General features: G+C 65.1%; 16 protein-coding genes and 1 tRNA gene. 3 read left to right on the top strand and 14 right to left on the bottom strand.

From position 1 onward, the window contains the following. Positions 1 to 74 precede the first annotated feature (74 nt). The gene (locus ACQY76_RS12980; protein ID WP_428033006.1) at positions 75 to 836 is read right to left on the bottom strand and encodes a transporter substrate-binding domain-containing protein; all 762 of its coding nucleotides are present in this window, start codon (positions 834 to 836) and stop codon (positions 75 to 77) included. A gap of 229 nt (positions 837 to 1,065) precedes the next feature. On the opposite strand from ACQY76_RS12980, the gene ACQY76_RS12975 reads away from it, so the two are divergent. Beyond that, complete coding sequence (locus ACQY76_RS12975) at positions 1,066 to 3,051, top strand: glycosyltransferase (RefSeq protein ID WP_428029154.1); 1,986 nt, start codon at positions 1,066 to 1,068, stop codon at positions 3,049 to 3,051. Here ACQY76_RS12975 and ACQY76_RS12970 read toward each other — a convergent pair. From ACQY76_RS12970 to ACQY76_RS12950, 5 genes are all read right to left on the bottom strand, one after another. Continuing rightward, a complete protein-coding gene (locus ACQY76_RS12970) occupies positions 3,048 to 3,638 on the bottom strand; it encodes an SCO family protein (protein ID WP_428029153.1) in 591 nt (196 codons plus the stop codon). The genes ACQY76_RS12975 and ACQY76_RS12970 overlap by 4 nt on opposite strands. A gap of 59 nt (positions 3,639 to 3,697) precedes the next feature. Further along, a complete protein-coding gene (locus ACQY76_RS12965; RefSeq protein ID WP_428029152.1) occupies positions 3,698 to 3,853 on the bottom strand; it encodes a hypothetical protein in 156 nt (51 codons plus the stop codon). 200 nt (positions 3,854 to 4,053) lie between these two features. Continuing rightward, a complete protein-coding gene (locus ACQY76_RS12960) occupies positions 4,054 to 4,989 on the bottom strand; it encodes a 2-hydroxyacid dehydrogenase (protein WP_428029151.1) in 936 nt (311 codons plus the stop codon). Positions 4,990 to 5,071: 82 nt separating this feature from the next. Next, positions 5,072 to 6,652 (bottom strand): Na+/H+ antiporter, encoded by a 1,581-nt coding sequence (locus ACQY76_RS12955; protein WP_428029150.1) that lies wholly within the window; start codon positions 6,650 to 6,652, stop codon positions 5,072 to 5,074. 429 nt (positions 6,653 to 7,081) lie between these two features. Next, positions 7,082 to 7,155 (bottom strand) — tRNA-Gly (locus tag ACQY76_RS12950). 485 nt (positions 7,156 to 7,640) lie between these two features. Here ACQY76_RS12950 and ACQY76_RS12945 point away from each other — a divergent pair. Then, a complete protein-coding gene (locus tag ACQY76_RS12945; RefSeq protein WP_428029149.1) occupies positions 7,641 to 9,098 on the top strand; it encodes a nucleotidyltransferase family protein in 1,458 nt (485 codons plus the stop codon). Between the two features lie 31 nt (positions 9,099 to 9,129). On the opposite strand, the gene ACQY76_RS12940 is transcribed toward ACQY76_RS12945, so the two are convergent. From ACQY76_RS12940 to ACQY76_RS12915, 6 genes are read right to left on the bottom strand one after another with little or no spacing between them, the layout of a single operon-like run. Next, positions 9,130 to 10,218 (bottom strand): nucleotidyltransferase family protein, encoded by a 1,089-nt coding sequence (locus ACQY76_RS12940; protein WP_428029148.1) that lies wholly within the window; start codon positions 10,216 to 10,218, stop codon positions 9,130 to 9,132. After that, on the bottom strand, positions 10,215 to 11,315 hold the full coding sequence (locus ACQY76_RS12935; protein WP_428029147.1) for a glycosyltransferase family 4 protein: 1,101 nt from the start codon (positions 11,313 to 11,315) through the stop codon (positions 10,215 to 10,217). The genes ACQY76_RS12940 and ACQY76_RS12935 overlap by 4 nt, the downstream gene beginning before the upstream one ends. Next, entirely contained in the window at positions 11,312 to 12,241 is a 930-nt protein-coding gene (locus ACQY76_RS12930) for a hypothetical protein (protein WP_428029146.1), read from the bottom strand. The genes ACQY76_RS12935 and ACQY76_RS12930 overlap by 4 nt, the downstream gene beginning before the upstream one ends. Before the next feature lie 5 nt (positions 12,242 to 12,246). Next, positions 12,247 to 12,921: a glycosyltransferase family 2 protein gene (locus tag ACQY76_RS12925; RefSeq protein ID WP_428029145.1), complete on the bottom strand. Its 675-nt coding sequence runs from the start codon at positions 12,919 to 12,921 to the stop codon at positions 12,247 to 12,249. After that, positions 12,921 to 13,943 (bottom strand): hypothetical protein, encoded by a 1,023-nt coding sequence (locus ACQY76_RS12920; protein WP_428029144.1) that lies wholly within the window; start codon positions 13,941 to 13,943, stop codon positions 12,921 to 12,923. Before ACQY76_RS12920 ends, ACQY76_RS12925 begins: the two co-directional genes overlap by 1 nt. 21 nt (positions 13,944 to 13,964) lie before the next feature. Beyond that, positions 13,965 to 14,375, bottom strand: coding sequence for a PqqD family protein (locus tag ACQY76_RS12915; RefSeq protein ID WP_428029143.1), 411 nt, complete (start codon positions 14,373 to 14,375; stop codon positions 13,965 to 13,967). 547 nt (positions 14,376 to 14,922) lie between these two features. On the opposite strand from ACQY76_RS12915, the gene ACQY76_RS12910 reads away from it, so the two are divergent. Continuing rightward, positions 14,923 to 15,234 carry a signal recognition particle gene (locus ACQY76_RS12910; protein WP_428029142.1) on the top strand — a complete coding sequence of 104 codons (312 nt, stop codon included), beginning with the start codon at positions 14,923 to 14,925 and terminating at the stop codon, positions 15,232 to 15,234. A gap of 193 nt (positions 15,235 to 15,427) precedes the next feature. On the opposite strand, the gene ACQY76_RS12905 is transcribed toward ACQY76_RS12910, so the two are convergent. Beyond that, the gene (locus ACQY76_RS12905) at positions 15,428 to 16,915 is read right to left on the bottom strand and encodes a tripartite tricarboxylate transporter permease (RefSeq protein WP_428029141.1); all 1,488 of its coding nucleotides are present in this window, start codon (positions 16,913 to 16,915) and stop codon (positions 15,428 to 15,430) included. Positions 16,916 to 16,949: 34 nt separating this feature from the next. After that, positions 16,950 to 17,447 carry a tripartite tricarboxylate transporter TctB family protein gene (locus tag ACQY76_RS12900; RefSeq protein ID WP_428029140.1) on the bottom strand — a complete coding sequence of 166 codons (498 nt, stop codon included), beginning with the start codon at positions 17,445 to 17,447 and terminating at the stop codon, positions 16,950 to 16,952.

The following is a 17,447-nucleotide window of genomic DNA, read 5'->3' as shown; positions in this document are numbered from 1 at the left end:
GCGCAATGCCCGAAAACCAAAGGCGGCCGCGCCGCCTCCGGGGGGAATGTCTCTAGGTAGTGTGTCGCCCCGCGTCAATAAACGCTGATCGGGAACCAGCGCAGATAGAGGTCGGTGTAGACCCCCTCCTCCCAGAGCTGGGCCAGAGCGTAGTTCAACGACTGGCGCAGCGCGTCATTCCCGCGCTTCACCGCGATGCCCATGCCTTCGCCGAAATACAGGCTCTCCGTGAACGGCCCGCCGACAAAGGCGCAGCAATTGGCGGACGCCGTGCCGTTGAGCCACAGCGCCAGCTGCACGCCGTCACCGAAGACGAGGTCGACCTCACCCTTCTGCAGCGCCGCGCGCGCCGCGTCGGCATCGGGAAAGCGGCGAATAGCAATCTCGTTGAAGAAGTCGCTGAGATAGGCCTCGTGCGCGGTATCAGCGACGACCCCAACGGATTTCGAGGCCAGCGCATCCGGCGTGACCTTGAGCCCCACATCGCCGCGACGGGAGACGAAACGCGCCGGCGAACGGAAATAACGGTCGGAGAAATCGATCAGCTCGCGGGACGCGGCGGAAATTGCGATGCCGGCGATGGCCGCATCCGCCTTGCCGCTCTCCAGCGCCTCGACGAGTTGGTCGAAGGGCAGGATTTCCAGCGTGCAGCGGATGGCGAGTTCCGTGCAGATGGCGCGGGCCACGTCGACATTGAACCCTGTAGGGCGACCATCCCCGCCTCGGAAGCTGAACGGCGGGTAATCCTCCGTCGTGACGAAGCGAATCTGTACCGGTAGGCGGGTCACGTCCGGCCGCTCCGGCCGTCGCTTGGGGTCCCAGAATCCGGGCACCATCACGGAAGCTTCGATACCTGCGGCAGCGGCCGGTGCGGCGCCGGACTGGGCGCGCGCGGCCGTGAAAGGCGATGCGAGCGCGAAGGCAAGTGTGATCGCAACCAAGAGGCGCATACCGTATTTACTTACCGGACGAATATACCGCACACTGGCCTCGCGCTGGACTGGGCAATTGCCGCGCCATCGCGCTCTTCTACCGTCTCGGCGTCGACTAGGCGAGGGCTGACGCATGACACAGGTGGTGCGCCGGCAGTCTTCGGGCACAGCCGACCCGGCCAGCGCGACCGGGGTTCCCGTCGAGGCCGCGGGTGTCGGCCGACGACTGGAGCCGAACGTCGTCCATTATGCGCTGCGCCGCGCGAACCGGCTCGGCGTCGGCGTGGACGAGGCCCTGCTCGCGGGCGGCCATGCCTCGCCGGACATCGTGGCGCGCGCGGCCGCCCATGAGCTGGGTATCCCCTTTCAGCCGCTCGACGATCCCCTGTTTCGCACCCCTGCCGGATGTGAGCCCCGCGACATCGCCGCGCTGCTGCGCAGCGGCGTGATGCGCACGCCGGAAGGCCGCCTGGTCATGGCCGCGCGCGGGCTGAAGCTGCGCCGGCTGGCCGCGACGCTGGATGAACGCCCGTCTTTGCGTCCCCTGGTGAGCCTGACCACGCCCGAGCGGCTGGCCGACTTCGTCCGGCGACGTTTCGCGACGCATCTCGGCTGGCGCGCCGCCTTTGAACTGCACGATCGACACCCCGACCTGTCGGCGGGGACGCTCGCCCTCTCGCGCTGGGCTTTTGCGCTCGCCGTGGTGGCGGTCGCCGCGCTGTTTCTGGCCGCGGCAACGGCCGCTCTTCCCGGCTCGTGGGCGCCTGCGACAATTATTGCCGTGATGCTTCTTGGCAGCGCCACCCTGAAGCTGACGGCCTGTACGGCGCCGCCCCAGGCGCCCCCGCAGCCCGCGCGGCACGACCCGACCTTGCCGCGCTACACACTGATTGTTCCGCTTTACCGCGAGGCCCGCATGGTGCCGCAGCTGGTGGAGGCGTTGGCGGCGCTCGATTACCCCCGCGAAAAACTCCAGGTGCTGTTCGTGATCGAGGCTGACGACGAGCAGACCGCCAGCGCGCTGGCTCAGCAGGCCGACCGGCCCGGCTTCCAGGTGATCGTCGCGCCCGATGTCGGCCCGCGAACCAAACCGAAGGCGATGAACGCCGCCCTCCCCTTCGCGCGCGGCACGGTGATCGGCATCTACGATGCGGAGGATGTTCCTGACCCGCTGCAGCTTCGCCAGGTCTGCAGCGTTCTCCAACAGCGTGGCAACGAGCGCGTCGGCTGCGTGCAGGCGCGGCTGGTCATAGACAATCTCGCCGACGGCTGGATCACACGGCAGTTCGCCGCCGAATATGCCAGCTATTTCGATGTCGTGCTGCCGATGCTGGGCGGCTGCGGCTTGCCGCTGCCGCTCGGGGGCACGTCCAACCATTTTCGCCGCGCCGCGCTGGAGGGTGTCGGCGGATGGGACCCCTTCAACGTCACCGAAGATGCCGATTTGGGCGTCCGGCTCGCCCGCGCGGGCTGGGGCACGGCGGTCATCGCCTCGACGACGGACGAGGAAGCCCCACGCTCGCTGGGAACCTGGATGCGCCAGCGCACCCGCTGGCACAAGGGATGGATGCAGACGCTGCTGGTCCATGCCCGGCACCCCCGCCTTTTGGCGAGGGGCATCGGAGTGCCGGGTATGCTGACGCTGCTGTTCCTGCTGGGCAGCGGGACGGCGGCGGCGCTTTTCCATCCGGTGCTGATCGCCTCGCTGCTCCTCGATCTGGTCGTGGGGCCGGCGGGTGCTCGCTCGCTGATGACGACCGTGCTCGATGCCGTGTGGTCCGGCGTACTGGTCGCCGGCCTCCTGGGCGCAACCTTCTCGACGGTGCTGGGCATGCAGCGCCGCGGCGTGCCGGGCATCGCACGCGTTCTTGCCCTCATGCCGCTGTATTGGCTCATGACCTCAGTGGCCGCGTGGCGGGCCCTGCTGCAGCTTGTCCGCGCGCCCTATCACTGGGAGAAGACCGATCACGGGCTGGCGCGCACCTCTCGCCGACGCCCGCGGCTGCGGCCCGTCGTGCGGCTCAGGGCTTCTTCCGACCGGGCGGTGCGCCCTCGCGAGCGCAGCAGGCGCCAGCGCGATGAAGGACGGGCACCTACCTCGGATGTGAGCAGCCCTTAGAGATAGCGCCGCAGTTCAGCCGCAGCCTCCTCCGGAGGTCGCTTCAGGTTGAATGGCGCGACGAACTGACCATCCTTGCTCATCAGATAGACGATGGCCGTATGATCCATCGTGTAGTCGCCACCCTGCGTCGGCACCTTTTTGGCATAGGCGCGGTAGGCCCGGGTCACGGCGGCGACCTGTTCCGGCGTACCGGAAAGCCCCTGGATGCTGGGGTGGAAGCTGCCGAGATAGGACTTCATCACCTCCGGCGTGTCGCGCTCGGGATCGACGGTGATGAACAGCCCCGTCACCTTGCGGGCATCGGGACCCAGCACCTCGAAGAGCTGCGACATCTCGAACAGAGAGGTCGGGCAGATATCGGGGCAATGGGTGAAGCCGAAGAACACCAGCATCGGCGTGCCGGCGAACGCCTCCTGAGTTACCGTTTTCCCGTTCTGATCGACGAGTTCAAACGGCCCGCCAATGGCCACCTGGCTCGTAACCGTGCCCGCTCCACGCGGCAGCAAGGCCAGGGCGCTGGCGACAATGACGACGGCGCCGACAACAAAAGCGGCCAGAAGCAGCAGAACGCGACGGTTTGACATGGCACCACAATGACGTGGGCGAGGCCGTTTCGGCCAACGCCAAGGACTCTCTCATAGGCCTAGAAGCAATAGGCGATCCCGGCCGTCAGCATGTCGAAGAAAACGGCCGCACCGTGGCGTGCCCACAGGCCTATCGCCGCAGCGGTCATGAGGAGGCCGGCGACCATCGCAACCCATGTCCAGACCGTGCCGTTGCCGCTCGCCGCTTGCGCCATGCGTGTCTGCCTCGAAGGCTCTTTCCGATGGGACGGAACAGCCTGATGGAGAAGGATGCTCTCAGTACAACCGATCACTTACCGACTGCGGGTCGCGCCGCTCTCGCGAATTGAGCCCGGTTTCGCCAGCCTATCACGAATACCTCACCCGAGATCCTGGGATCCTGGGATCCCGCAAGAATGCCGAAGCCCCGCCCGCGTCAATAACCCCGGCGCGGATCGACTTCGTGCAGCGGAGCGAGGCCGCGACGCACGCGGCGGATGCTCTCCGCCACGTCGCGGGCGGCCAGTGCAGGCACCGTGATGCTTGCGACATGCGGCGTGATCAGCACATTATCCAGCGTCCACAGCGGATGCCCGTTCGGCAAAGGCTCGGTCTCGAACACGTCGAGCGTCGCCTCGGCAAGATGGCCCGAGCGCAGCGCCTCGACCAGCGCCAACTCGTCCACCAGCGCGCCGCGCGAAACATTCACCAGCTTGGCGCCCTTCTGCATGAGGGCCAGCTCGGCCGCGCCGAGCAAATGATGGGTGTCCGGCGTAAGCGGCACCAGGCACACGACGATTTCGCTCTCGGCCAGCACGCGCTCCAGCCCCTCGCGGCCGGTGAGTGCCGTGACGCCGGGAATATCCTTGGGACTGCGCGACCAGCCGGTCACGGTGAAGCCCATCCCCGCCAGCGCCTTCGCCGCCGCGGCACCAAGTTCGCCCAGCCCGAGCACGCCGACCTTGATCTCGAAGAGGGGTCGGGGATGGACATACTCCCATTCACCGCGCCGCTTGGCCCGCTCGAACACGGGAATGTCACGGGCATAGCGGGTGACCGCGAAGATGACGTAGCTCGCCATCATCGCCTCCATGCCGGGATCGTTGAGGCGCGCGAACTTCACCGGCACGAGATCGTCGCGCTTCATCAGCGCGTCGACGCCGGCACCGAGATTGATGACGAGTTCGAGATTGGGAAAGCGTGCGAAGAAACCCGCCGGCGGCGCCCAGGCCAGCGCATAGCGGATGTCGGCGGCATCGCCCACATCCGGGTCGATCCGCACATCGAGATCGGGCAATTCGGCGGTCAACGCGGTCCGCCAGGCCTGCGCGTCGTCCACCGCGCTGTAGAAGACGAGGGCATCCTGGCTCATGGTGGCTCCTGGTTCCGGCCCGACCGATTCGGCTGGCGCAGACTGAATGATAGCGGCGACAGGCGGAGCCAAGAAGCCCGCGTCAGGCTTCGGATGCGGTCTGGAAGGCCGCTTCGGCCAGATCTGTTTCGCGCAGCAGCTTGTGCGCCAGATCGTTCGAGATGCGGTGCCCGCGGACCATGCTCGCGATCGCGGCTCGCTCTGCCCGTACGGCGAGCACATGCAGGTGCTCCTCCCTATGGACGGGCTCCGCGCCTGCACGAGTCGGCTCGGCGGGCTGCAACTGCGACAGGCGGTGCTGGTAATAGTCCGCGACCAAGGCAATGGCGGCAAGTTCCTCGGCATCCGGAAGCCCGGCGCGCCCCTTGGCTCCATCCTTCACCTGCGCCAGGGCGGCGATCGCAGCCTTGGCGGCCTCGACGCGCGCGCTGCGCTCCTGCGTGTCGAGGCGCGGCTCCGGCGGCACCTCGATCCCGCGAAGCAGCGGGCGCAGGCTGGCATTGGCGACGACAAGCGAGACCAGGATCACGCCGGCAGCGATGAGAATGACGAGATCGCGCGAGGGAAAGGGCATCCCATCGGGAAGCGCCAGCGGAAGGCTGAGCGCGCCGGCGAGGGTGACCGCGCCGCGGACGCCCGCCGTCGACATCGTGGCCACCAGCCGCCAGTTCGGCAGCGCATCCCACCCTGACAGCATGCCATGGCGCCACCTCCAGATGATGACCGACACCCACACCCAGCAAAAGCGCATTGCCGCGAGCGCCACGGTAATTGCCAGCACGTAGAGCGCCAGCCACTCCAGGCCACGATGGCCGCTTTCGGCAGCGCCGAGCTCCGCGCGGGACAAAATGCCCGGCAACTGCTCGCCGAGCAGCAGAAAGATAGCGCCGTTGAGGGTGAATTGCAGCGTCTCCCACACCGCGCTCCGACGGATGCGCGTGACGGCGAGCAATTTTCCGCTGACCTCTATGCGGCTCATCATCATGCCCGCCGCGACCGCCGCCAGCACCGCCGAGCCGCCCAGCGCGTCAGCTAGGAGGTAGGCGGCGTAGGGTGTCAGCAGGCTGATGACGATCTGCGAGGAGGTGTCCTCGCCGAGCTGCGTCGCCACCCATAACTTCGCGAGCGAGATCAGCCGGCTGAGCGCAAGGCCGATGACAACGCCGCCGACCGCCGCCCAGAGCAGGTGCGCGGCAGTCGACCACACATCGAACACCCCGGTCATCGCCACCGCCACCGCAACCCGGAGGCAGACGAGACCCGAGGCATCATTGAACAGTGCTTCGCCCTCCAGGATACGCAGCACGCGGCGGGGCATCGGCATATCCGTGATCATGGAGGTCGCGGCGACGATATCGGTCGGCGACAGCACTGCCGCCAGCGCGAAGCAGACGGCGAGCGGCATGGCCGGCACCATCAGATGCACCATCAGGCCGATGCCGAGCACGGTGATTAAAACCAGCCCGAAAGCGAGCGACAGGATGGTGACGGCGTTATCCTTCAGGTCCTGCTGCGGCACGCGCCAGCCGTCCAGGAAAAGCAGCGGCGGCAGGAACAGCAGGAAAAACAGCTCCGGCTCCAGCCGTACCGACAGAACGCCGGTGTAGCCGAGGGCCGCGCCGACGGCGATCTGCACCAATGGCAGGGCGACGCGCCCGCCCACCGCCCGCGCCAGCCAGTGCGTGGTTACGACGCCTGCCAGCAGCAGGAGAATGATGCCGATCGAACTCATGGAGGACCCGTGGACCGATGCCTTGCCCGCCGCACCCTGCGCCGGCACACCGCACGGGTCTTCCCTTTTGCGCACTGCAGAGCGGATTCGAACGGCGGCGTGCAGGCTCGACGGTCGCCAGCTACGGGGGGCCGCGATACAGCGCGATCGCAAGCCGAAAATGGAGCCGCCGACGGGCTTTTTTCGCGAGCCGGTGGTGGCCCCCGGCAGCCGAGCCGGCCACCGCTCATCGGCTCACGGCCGCCAATCGGGCAGGCGTGCAGTGGCGGATACGACGTGAGGGCGGATATGTTCGCCCGACCGGCAGCGCACGCGGACTTCGGCGGCTGGCTTGGAAGCGGGCAAAGCGACGGTTGGCGCTGGAGCGGGCGAAGGGAATCGAACCCTCGTATGCAGCTTGGGAAGCTGCCGTTCTACCATTGAACTACGCCCGCGCAGGTGGCGGCACCATAAGGGCGCCGGACGGTGGCTTCAAGTCCCCCGGCGCGCGCTTCACAGGAGAGAGCGCTCCCTTACGTACCGACGCGGCCGCCGGGCGGTTCATTGCCGCGAGGAGCATCACCGCCATCGCCCGGCGTGCCAGAGGATGCGCCTCCGTTCCTAGACGGAGGCCGCGTCAAGCTTAGGCATCGCGTCTTTGAGACGGTGGATCAGCGGCAGTTTTGCCCGAAGACGTGATGAATGGCCTGCGTAACGCGCCTCAGGCGGGCCGACTCGCAACCGGTACTCTGGACCCTCTATCCGGAATTTTCCAGCTTACTGATCCGAGACCATTCCGGGACCGCCTGAACTGAGAGGAGCGCTTTACCTCACAAGGAGGGCCGCCTTACAATGCCGGCTGAAACGGTTGTCGCGCCCCTCCCGCGGTTCCGGTCTCGCTCGATCAGCGACGTCTGCCGGCATGAAATGGAGCTCTCAAGTGCCGACCGGGACAGAAACCTCCCCCTTGAGGCGAGCGCCGAGCTGGCCCGACGGCTGGACCGATCTGCTGCTGCGCGCGACGCTCGCCCCGGACGACATCGCGCTTGGGGCGTGGCGGCGCTGGTCGGCGATGCGGGACCTCTCGGATATCACACCACACGAGACGAAGCTGCTGGCGCCGCTCGGGTTGCGCCTGGCGACGCTCGATCCGGACGCGCCGCTTCGCCCGTCTGTCGAGCGTCTCGTCCGCACGCACTGGCTTCATACCCAACTCAAGATCGGCGAAACGATCCCCGCTCTGGATATCCTCCTTGAAGCCGGAATCACCTTCATGGTCTTCAAGGGCGCCGCCCAATATGCGGAGGGCCTCGCCGCCGCCTCGCGCCGGTTGATGGGCGACGTTGATGTTCTGGTCTCTCCGGCGCAATCAACCGCTGCCCTCACGGCGCTCGACGCGGCCGATTGGGAGCATGTGGACGGGACATCGACGGCTTATCTGAAAGGCGCGGAAACGGCGCTGCAGCGTGGCAATCTCCGCAAGGGGCGTTATGGCGAGATCGACTTCCATACCCGAGCGTTTCATTACGCCAGCAACTCGGCCCGGCTGGAAACCGCTCTCTGGGATGCTGCGGTACCAGCCACGCTCGCCGGGCGGCGGCTCCTGGTTCCCAGCCCGACAGACTCGCTCCTGATCATTCTTGCTCATGCCGCCGTCGGCCGCGGCGCCGCATGGGCCGTCGATGTCATGACACGCATGGAGCGACAGGCGATCGATTGGGACAGGCTCGTGCGGATCGCCCGCGAGCGTGGCCTCGTCCCGTCCTGCCTTGCCGGCCTCGGCTATATGCGTCAGGCGCTCTGCGCTCCCGTTCCCCCGGAGGTGATAGCCGACCTTGCCGCCAGTTCAGCGTCGGTCGGCGAGAAGCTGAAATATCGTGCCCACATACGCGACTGGGAGGACAGAACCCTGCTTGACAGGGCGACGGACCGCGTGGCGAACCGGCTGCTCGTCAAGCGTGGCTTTCCGCCCATTGTCGACGGGCGACCCACCCGTCCCGGCGCGCCGCTTCGGTGGCGCTTTGGCCGCAGGACGCCTGTCGCGGATTCCGGCGGGGTTGCCGACCGGCATGAAATTCGACCCGGCAATCTAGAAGGGCGCTCAGAATTCGTGCTGCGGCTTGCCGTCGAGCGTCCCAAGGCCAGGCGTTGGGTGTTCATCGAGACTTTCGCGGATGGCAGATCCGTCGCTCGTTTGGCGTTCAAGACCGGCAGCAGCAAGCGAAGCGGCGCGACGGAGCGGCTTTTCCATGTGAAGCTGCCACGCGACAATCCCGCGCCCGGGGCATTGGTGCTGGTTTCGCGGCCGACATGTTTTTTGTCGCCGTCCCTGCCCGATGCGGATAGGTGCCTCTCCGAGCCGCTTCCCTTCCGCATAGCCGGGGTCTGGGCCCTCTGACGCGGCAGGCAGAACGCGCGCTCTACCTAAGTTAGACCGCGATCCGCTGCGTCGTCTCCGGCAGACGGGCACGCAGTGCGGAAAGAACCACATAGACACCGGTCCTCCACCCCGTCGCGCGCCACAGACCGCGTGACCCCAGCCTCGTCTCGTCCGCCATGCAGGCCAGGGTGGACATCCTCTCCTGACGCCAGCCGGACCAGGCAAGAACCGCTATGCGAGCCAGCACAGAATTGGGGATGCGAACACCGCTGGCATTCAGAACATGTAGCCTCAGGCACAGGCGCGCGGTCAGCCGGGTCTCGCAGGCGCGATCCAGCAATGCGGGCCAGAAGGAACCGGCCGGCGGATCGGATGCGAGCAGCAGACCGCAATCCACGAGCCAGCCCACGCGGCCGGGATCGCGGTAAAGGCCCCTGTGCATACAGAGATAGGCGAAGAGATCGACGTCCGATGGTGGCACGAGTCGAGATTTGTTGGCGCGCTGTCGGCTGGCACGCTCGAAGAAACCGAGGTCGGTCAACGGATCGCCGTCCCACGGGTTCACATGGAGAATTATCGGTAGCCCGTCCCTATGCGTCCATATGCGAGGGAAATAGGGTCGTGCCTCATCACGTGAGTTCTGCGCGCTAGAGAACCCCTGATCCGAAAGAACCGTCTCGATCTCGGCGAGGTTATCGCTGCGGATTAGAAGGTCGATGTCGTGGCAATGGCGCAGCGACACGGAGGGATAGATTCGCTCGGCAAGAAGGGGCCCCTTCGGCATCACCAAAGCGCCCGCCATGCTGGAAAGCCCGGTCTCAAGCCGCGCCAGCAATTGCAAGATCCGCGCGGTCCGTGCGGCCTCCCATACCTGAGAGGCGCTCAGGAGGTCGGCGGTTTCGCGGTCCGGCTCGATGTTTGCCGAGGCTAGGCGGTGCCCGATTAGCGGCAATAGGCGTCGCAGGAACGGGCGCTGCCGCATCAAGGCGGGAAGGGAACCGACGGCATGGATCAGCCTTGCCCAGTCGTCTGCAACGTCATCCGGTGAGGCAAGGCAAACAGCCAGCACTGCCTTGTCTATCGCGTCTGGTTGCAGGTAGGGGAGAAGCTCCTGAAGCGGAAAGGCTTGCAAACTCATCGGCGCGCCTCATCCAGCACTGTCTCCACTGCCGCGACATAATCCTGCCAGCGGAAAAGGCTCGCAGCGCACCTCCGAGCCGCCAATCCCATTCGCGCGGCCCCGGCATCATCGAGAAGCAGGGTTTTCAGAGCGTCGGCCAGCGCGACTGGATCGCCGGGCGGCACCAGAAGGCCGGTCTCCTCGTGGCGCACGATTTCCGGCAATCCCTGCACCGCACTCGCTATCACTGGTCGACCAAGTTGGGCCGCTTCGAGCGCCACCAGTCCAAACGGCTCCTCAAGGGAGGGAACGACGATGATCCGCGCGGGTGCAAGGAAAGCGGAAATGTCCGCGCGCTCGATGGCACCTCTGAAGATGACGCGGCCGGCAAGACGAAGCCGGCCGGCCTGAGCGCGAAGCCCTTCGAGCGAAGGGCCTTCGCCCCCGATGGACAACGTCAATTCCGGAAAGCGCCCCGTTAGCAGGGCAAGGGCGTCGATCAGAAAATGAACCCCTTTGTGAGGTACCAGGCGACCGAGATAGGCGATGTCCTTGCCGAGTGTCGCTGCCGGGACGTCCCCTTCCTTCGGCATAGGCAGGGCATTGACAATGACCCGTCCGGTCGTCGCCAATTCCGGTATTTGGGCCTGTGCGTGCTGCAAGGTTGCCGCCGAGCATGCGCAGACCCTTCGCGCCGATCTCAGCAATTGCCCGAGCAGGGCATCTGCCTGGTAGCGCCCGGACGGGAAGCAATCGTGGAGACCAATAACCAGCGGTGTCGTGTGAATGCGCTCGGTCAGCTTGTAGAAATAGTCTCCGCCTCCGGGGCTAAAAATGAAGGAGATGTCGGGCTTGAATCCAAGCTTGATCGACGCGACCTCGCGCAGAACGGCCGTCACCTGCTTCAGGCCGCTCTGGAGAGCTTGCTTGAAGGTGAAACGGTGAACCGCGACTTCACCAATGCGCTCGAAGGCGGGCAATGTGGCGGGATGCCGCTCCGTCAGGACGACGATCTCATGTCCCCGTTCCGCAAGGGCCGCCGTCAATAGCGGCGCCAGGACAGGGCCGCCGCCAATAAGGTTGCCATAGCTGCTGCACCAGACTAGCAGCCTCATGCGGCGAGCCCACTCAGCAGGCCTGCGCGAAATTGGGCGCCTACCCGCTCCATCGTTGTCTCACGGCGCAGTGGTCCCGAAATCTCGCGTACTTGCCGCCAGTAATCCTCCGAGTACAGGCGGGCGTCGGCGGCGTCGACGATCTCGAATCCGCGCGGCGCAAAATAGTGTCTCGCCGGATGCGCAGGATCGCACCCGAAGGGAATGCCCGAGGCCAGGAATTTCTGGGCCTTGGTCGGTGGCTTCGTCGTCTGGTTGAAACTGCTGCCCTTGATGTCGAACGCCGCCTTGCAGGCGCGCATCCATTGAGATTGAACGGCCTCGCTCCAGGCCTCGGTCTCGAACCCGTTGATCGCACCCGGCGCCATGACGAAATGCACCCCGAGCGAGCGAGCCAGAATATGGGCCTGAAGGCGACCGGGTGCGGAGCCGATATCGGTCAGCAGGCGAACCGGCCATTTCGGTGGATGCCGCTCCAGCCAGGCGAGTTGGTAGGGAAGATGCTGGATGGCACCGATCCACAAAAGAAAGCCCGTCTCCCGATAGGCGGCAGGCGCGCCGAGCGTATACCTACCCTGATGTTCCACCGACAATATCCGGCCGGCAAAAGGCTGAAGGAAAGGCCGCAGCGTCTCGGCGTGCAGGAATACGGTGCGGCAATGCTTGAGGAAAATCGCATCGGCGGCGATTTCGGCAGGATCCTGATAGACATCGACAGGCGCAAAGAAGCAGGTCGCCGCGCGTTCGAGCGCGGCCTCGATGAAGGAGGCGGGCGGCCGCTGCTTCACCACGAGGATGAGGTCGGCGTCGGGCAGAGCCGTGACGGTGTCGAAGATGCGGACGTCGAATTCGCCGGCGAGGAAATCCGCGAGGGACTGTCCGACCCACGACCAGGACGGGCTGTCATTGCGGGGGCCGATCGCCAAGGATGTCATTCGCCTTGTCTCTCGCGATCCAGCTTGGCCTTGATAAGCCGCAGAAATTCCTTCCGGGAGCGTTCTCCGTGAGTCACCGACCGATTTTCCTCGTGATCGACATGGAGAGTTAGGACCTGCGGCAGGAGCCTCACCTTCATGTCGAGCGCCCTGGCCCGCAGGAACCACTCGGCCGAGTCCGCGTGCAACTGCGAAGGGTTTAGCAGGCCGACGCGGTCGAAGGTCTGCCGCCGCGCCAGCATGGTGATGGTGAGATAACCCGGCACAGGATCGGCCTTGGGCACGAACGGAGCCTCGCCGCCTGCCCAGCGGACCCGCTGGACCATGCCGACGCACACGTCGAGTTCTGGATCCTCTTGGAACGCCGCCATCTGCAGCGCAAAGCGGTCAGGCGGCGAAAAGTCGTCATGATCGAGGAAGGCAATGAATTCGCCTTGCGCCTGCGTTATGCCGAGATTGCGGGTCGGAATGGGATGTCGGAAATCGCACGGGATGACGCGCACCGGCGGCCCGAACGCCGCGCCTATTTCTTCCGTCCGGTCGGTCGAGGCGTCGCTCATAACCAGGATTTCAAGCGGGCGCCAGCTTTGCGCCAGCAGGCTTCCCAGCGACCGGCGAAGGAGACGCTCCGCGTTGTGCGCCGGCATGACGACGCTGATCAGGGGAGCCATTAGGACGATCTCTCGATGATATCCAGGCAGGCGGCCGCGACCTGTGCCGGATCGCGGTCCACTTCAAGATGGTAGATGGCGGTCTCGCGAGTGAGGCGTGCAAAACGGCGCGCCTCGGTCTCGGTCATGCCAAAGCGCCGATTGTCGCGACTATCGCGGACCAGCGCATGATAGGCCTCAATGGGCGCCCCGCGATAGAACCGGACGCCGTTGCCAACGTATCGGGGCAGGATGGTAGCGACTATCCTCACATTCTGGGCAAGCCGCGTGTCAGGCAGTGCAGAAGGCAGCAGCAGGTGCTTTTGCTCGGTTGGCAGAGGGGGCAGCCAGTAAGGACGCAGCCGAGGCCAGCGCTCCATCTGGCCCGGCATCACTCGCGCGGAAGCATAGAGGCAGTGGCCAGCGAGGCTGCCCTCCGGCCCATCGCCGAGGCCCACTGAATCGTCGCCAAGAAAATCCAGCCCGCTGGCGAGCCCGTCGATTGTCGTGGTGCTCTTGCCCCGTCCCCCGGGACCGACCAGCAGCGCGCCGCAGCCGTCTCGCGCCAGCAGCCCGGCATGAATTTCCTGAATGCCCAGCGACCGGCAGAAGAGGCTCATCATGCGCTGCAACGGACGCGCTATGGTGCCTCGTTCCAATGCACGGGAATCGGCGAAACAGCCGATGAGCTGACGTTCCTCGCGGTCCAGCCAGAGCAGGCTGGAGGGTCGCTCCTCGCAGAGATAACGGCCACTGCCGAACCAACGCAAACGCCACCCCGGTCCCGCCCAGTCACGTTCAGCCTCATCCGGAACGGGGGGAGCTGTCACTTCCGTCGCAGCGACGTCCCACAGCTTCACGGCCGCACCTTGCCGCCCCGCACCTCCTCCCGTCAGGTAATCAAAGACCGGCCCGATCGCCGCGCGAAGGCTCTCGCCTACAAAGTGTGTCGTAAGGTCATGGCCACCCAACGTCCCTCGCAGCAACCTCGATGGCCCTTGCGCCGCGTCAAACGCGGTCGCCATTTCCTGGAAACCGTACAAGGCGATTCTCCGGGCCCGCCGTCAGCCAATCGACATGGGCAGCGGTGGGTCCATCGCCAACAGATCCTTCATGTCGGAATAGGCGGTAAGCGTCGGCTCGCTCCATGAAAAATCAGGACTGGCCGGGGAAGATGAGGTCGAGGAAGAGGACGATTCGACGAGAAGGCCCGCGTCGATAAGCTTCTCTAAGAAGTCATGAAATGACCCAGACACAATGTCCGCTTCAAATCGAGCAGAAAGAATATCAATGATTTCTTTGGTCGACGCACCTGCGCACAGGCAATTCCAGATGTAACTGGACGTGCTGTTGAGATTAAAATAAGCCCCCGAATCCAGATTCAAAACGATAGACTGATCTTCAAATCTTTCGAAGATGATACTCTCACTGGCAATCTTATAATACATTCCAATACGATCTTCATGCGGCATCATTCGATATCCCCGAAGAATCGAGCTCTCACTCCGCAATGATTGTAGTACCAACAATAAGACCGTCCAGCGCATCATGATCGATCGAGCGAATGTCGGTCCGCTTTCGATCATTTTCGGGGTGCCCCTGCCCTTTCCTGATCACATCTCAGCTCTCCTTGTCGTCCATGACGACGCTACAATGCCAGCGCCCTGATCGCGCGTGCCATTGCGGTCCCCCTGATTGCCATGAGGCGGATGACTCCCGGCCTCTCGTCAGGGGCAACAGATGCATAAAATATCAGGATTCCATCGGTTGGAATACTGGAAGCGGTACTGACATATCTTACTCGTGTCGCTCTTGCCTCGCCGCCGCGATCTGCCGTCCGGGCGCGGATGGCATCCGGGTCATAGGCCTTGTCGGCGAGCAGGATGCCACTTGGTGAGAGCCGGGCCAGCGGTTCGCGCCCGACTTGCGCGTCGCCAACCGGCCAAGGCCGCGATCATGACTTGCGCACCCACCATGTCGCGGCGCTTGATTGACGCTTCGTCACGCTTGCCGAGGCTGGTCATGAAGCCGCTGATACTCGCTGTCGCCCTCGTCATGCTCGCAAGCACGGCGCGCGCGGATACGACGTTCTTTGGAAACGAGCTCGGCAATCTCCTCGCGTCGGAAACCGTATGCGGGCTGAAATATCGGCCGGAGGCCATCGAGGCCCTGGTCAGGAAGCGTGTGGGCGGCGACCTCGTCGAATTTGCAAGCAGGTTGAGCCTGCTCACCTCCAACGCCGCGTTCGACCTCAAGAGCATGTCCGCCGACGCCAGGGCCGCGCACTGTATGGAGGTGAAGAAAACCGCAAAGTCCTATGGGTTTATCGATTAGTTGGCGCTGGCTCGTCAGCGGCAACGAAGCCACTGCATTCCCTGGCAGATCGTTTTGACCAGTGCAACGACGCAGACGTGTTGATGTGAGCCAAGCGTCCGCCCCACGCTCGATCCCTATGCCTCCGCACCTGTACCAACACGAGGCTAACCTTCCCAGACGTATTCGCCGGGCGGGGCGCCCGTTGCACCTATCAGGCGGTCTTTTTGGCGTGGCGCGTCTCGCGGATGAAGGACGTCACCAGCATCAGCAGGGCGAGGCCCAGCAGCAGCGCGCTTATCGGGTCGCGCACGAAGATGGAAAGGTCGCCGCCGCCCATCATCAGCGAGCGCCGGTAGTTCGACTCGATCATCGGCCCCAGCACGGCGCCGAGCACCATGGGCAGCAGGGGGAAGCCCAGCGCGCGCAGGGTAAAGCCGAGCATGCCGATCGCCAGCACCAGACCGAGGTCGAAGGTGCTGTTGTTCACTGAATAAACCCCCGACATGATGAGGATGAAGATGCCGCCCTGCAGGAACGGCTTGGGCTGATTGACCAGCCAGATGATCGGCGAGAGCAGGATCACGCCCAGAGCTAGCATGGCGAAATTGGCGATGAACAGACCGCCGAACAGTCCGTAGACGACTTCGGGATGGCGGGCGAAAAGCAGCGGTCCCGGCTGCAGGCCGTGGATCAACAGCGCGCCAAGCAGCACCGCGGTCGAGTTGGAGCCGGGAATGCCGAAGCTCAGCGTCGGGATGAGCGCCGTCGAGGCCACGACATTGTTGGCGGTCTCTGGCGCGATGACGCCCTCTTCCGAGCCATGGCCAAACTTCTCGGGCTCCTTCGACCAGCGCTTGGCCTCGTTATAGGACATGAAGGAGGCAACGGAGCCGCCGCCGCCCGGCATCAAACCCTCGATGAGGCCCAGCACCCAGGCGATCACCTGCGGCACGCGCAGGCGCCACAGCGTCTTCAGGCTCGGCAGCACCAGCCGGGTGGAGCGTCGCGCCTCGGGGTCCGCCGCCATGTCGGGCTGGCCGGCCTGCATCATCTGCTCGCTCAGCGCGAACAGGCCCATCATGATCAAGATGATGCTGACGCCTTCCAGGAGGTCGGCCTGCCCATAGATGAAGCGGCCGACTCCGGAGATCGGGTCGGTGCCGATGGTGGCGAGCATCAGGCCGAGAATGCCGGCAATCACGCCCTTCACCATGGCGCCCGAGGACACCGAGGCGACCACGCTGATGCCGAGAATGCCGAGCGCGGCATAGGCGGGCGGGGTGAACAGCAGCGCCAGTTGCGCCACCTTCTCGGTTGCCGTGGCAAGCACGAGCAGACCGACGAGGCCGCCGATGGTGCCGCCAACCAGCGACAGGCCGAGCGCCTCGCCGCTGCGGCCCTGCCGGTGCATCTCGTAGCCGTCGAACACGGTGGCCGCCGCCGATCCCGAAGCGGGCGTGCGGATCAGAATGGCCGGTATCGAGCCGCCATATTCGGCCCCGACATAGACGGAGGCGAGCAGCACCATCGCCGTAGACGGGTTGAGGTCGAAGGTGAAGGGCAGCAGCAGCGCCATGGCGATGGAGGTGCTGATACCCGGCAATGAGCCGCCCATCATCCCCCAGAGACAGCCGGCGAAAGCGGCCGCGATGATGGACGGGGAGACCATCGCCTCCACCAGATACATGAAATTCTGCATGCTTCACTCCGAAGCGTGTCTGCCAGCCCGCCTGTCAGCGCGCCAGAAGTTCCATCCACATGCCCTGCGGCACCGGCATGCCCAGCAGCGTGTGGAACAGGAGATAGAAGATGGCGGCACCGGTGACGGCAAAGGCGAGGAGCCTCAGCGACGGCCGTCGCCCGTAATATATGCCGATCACCAGCAGGACGGCGGCGACCGCTGCCGGATAGCCCAGCCATGGCAGCGCCAGCACGAAGGCGGCGGCGATGATCCAGAAGCCCAGTGCCCGCAACACCTCGTCGCGGGAGGGAAGATCGTCCCGCTCTTGCTGGCGCTTTTGATGGCTGGCAAGAAGCGACTGCACGATAAGCAGGCACGACATCACGGCGAGGGCGCCGCCGAGCAGCTTGGGCAGCCCGTCCGAACCGACGGAGCCACCCAGCGCACTGCGCGGCAGCGCATCGGCCTGCGTCCAGTAGACAATGGAGAGGGCCAGCAGAACGAGCCCCGTCCACAGCCCGACACTCGAATTGCCCAGCCGGCTTTTCAT

The organism is Ancylobacter sp. (genome assembly GCF_965279025.1).
Lineage (GTDB): Bacteria > Pseudomonadota > Alphaproteobacteria > Rhizobiales > Xanthobacteraceae > Ancylobacter.
Note: the sequence above shows the minus strand (reverse complement) of the source record. Positions and strands in the feature narration are given on the sequence as shown.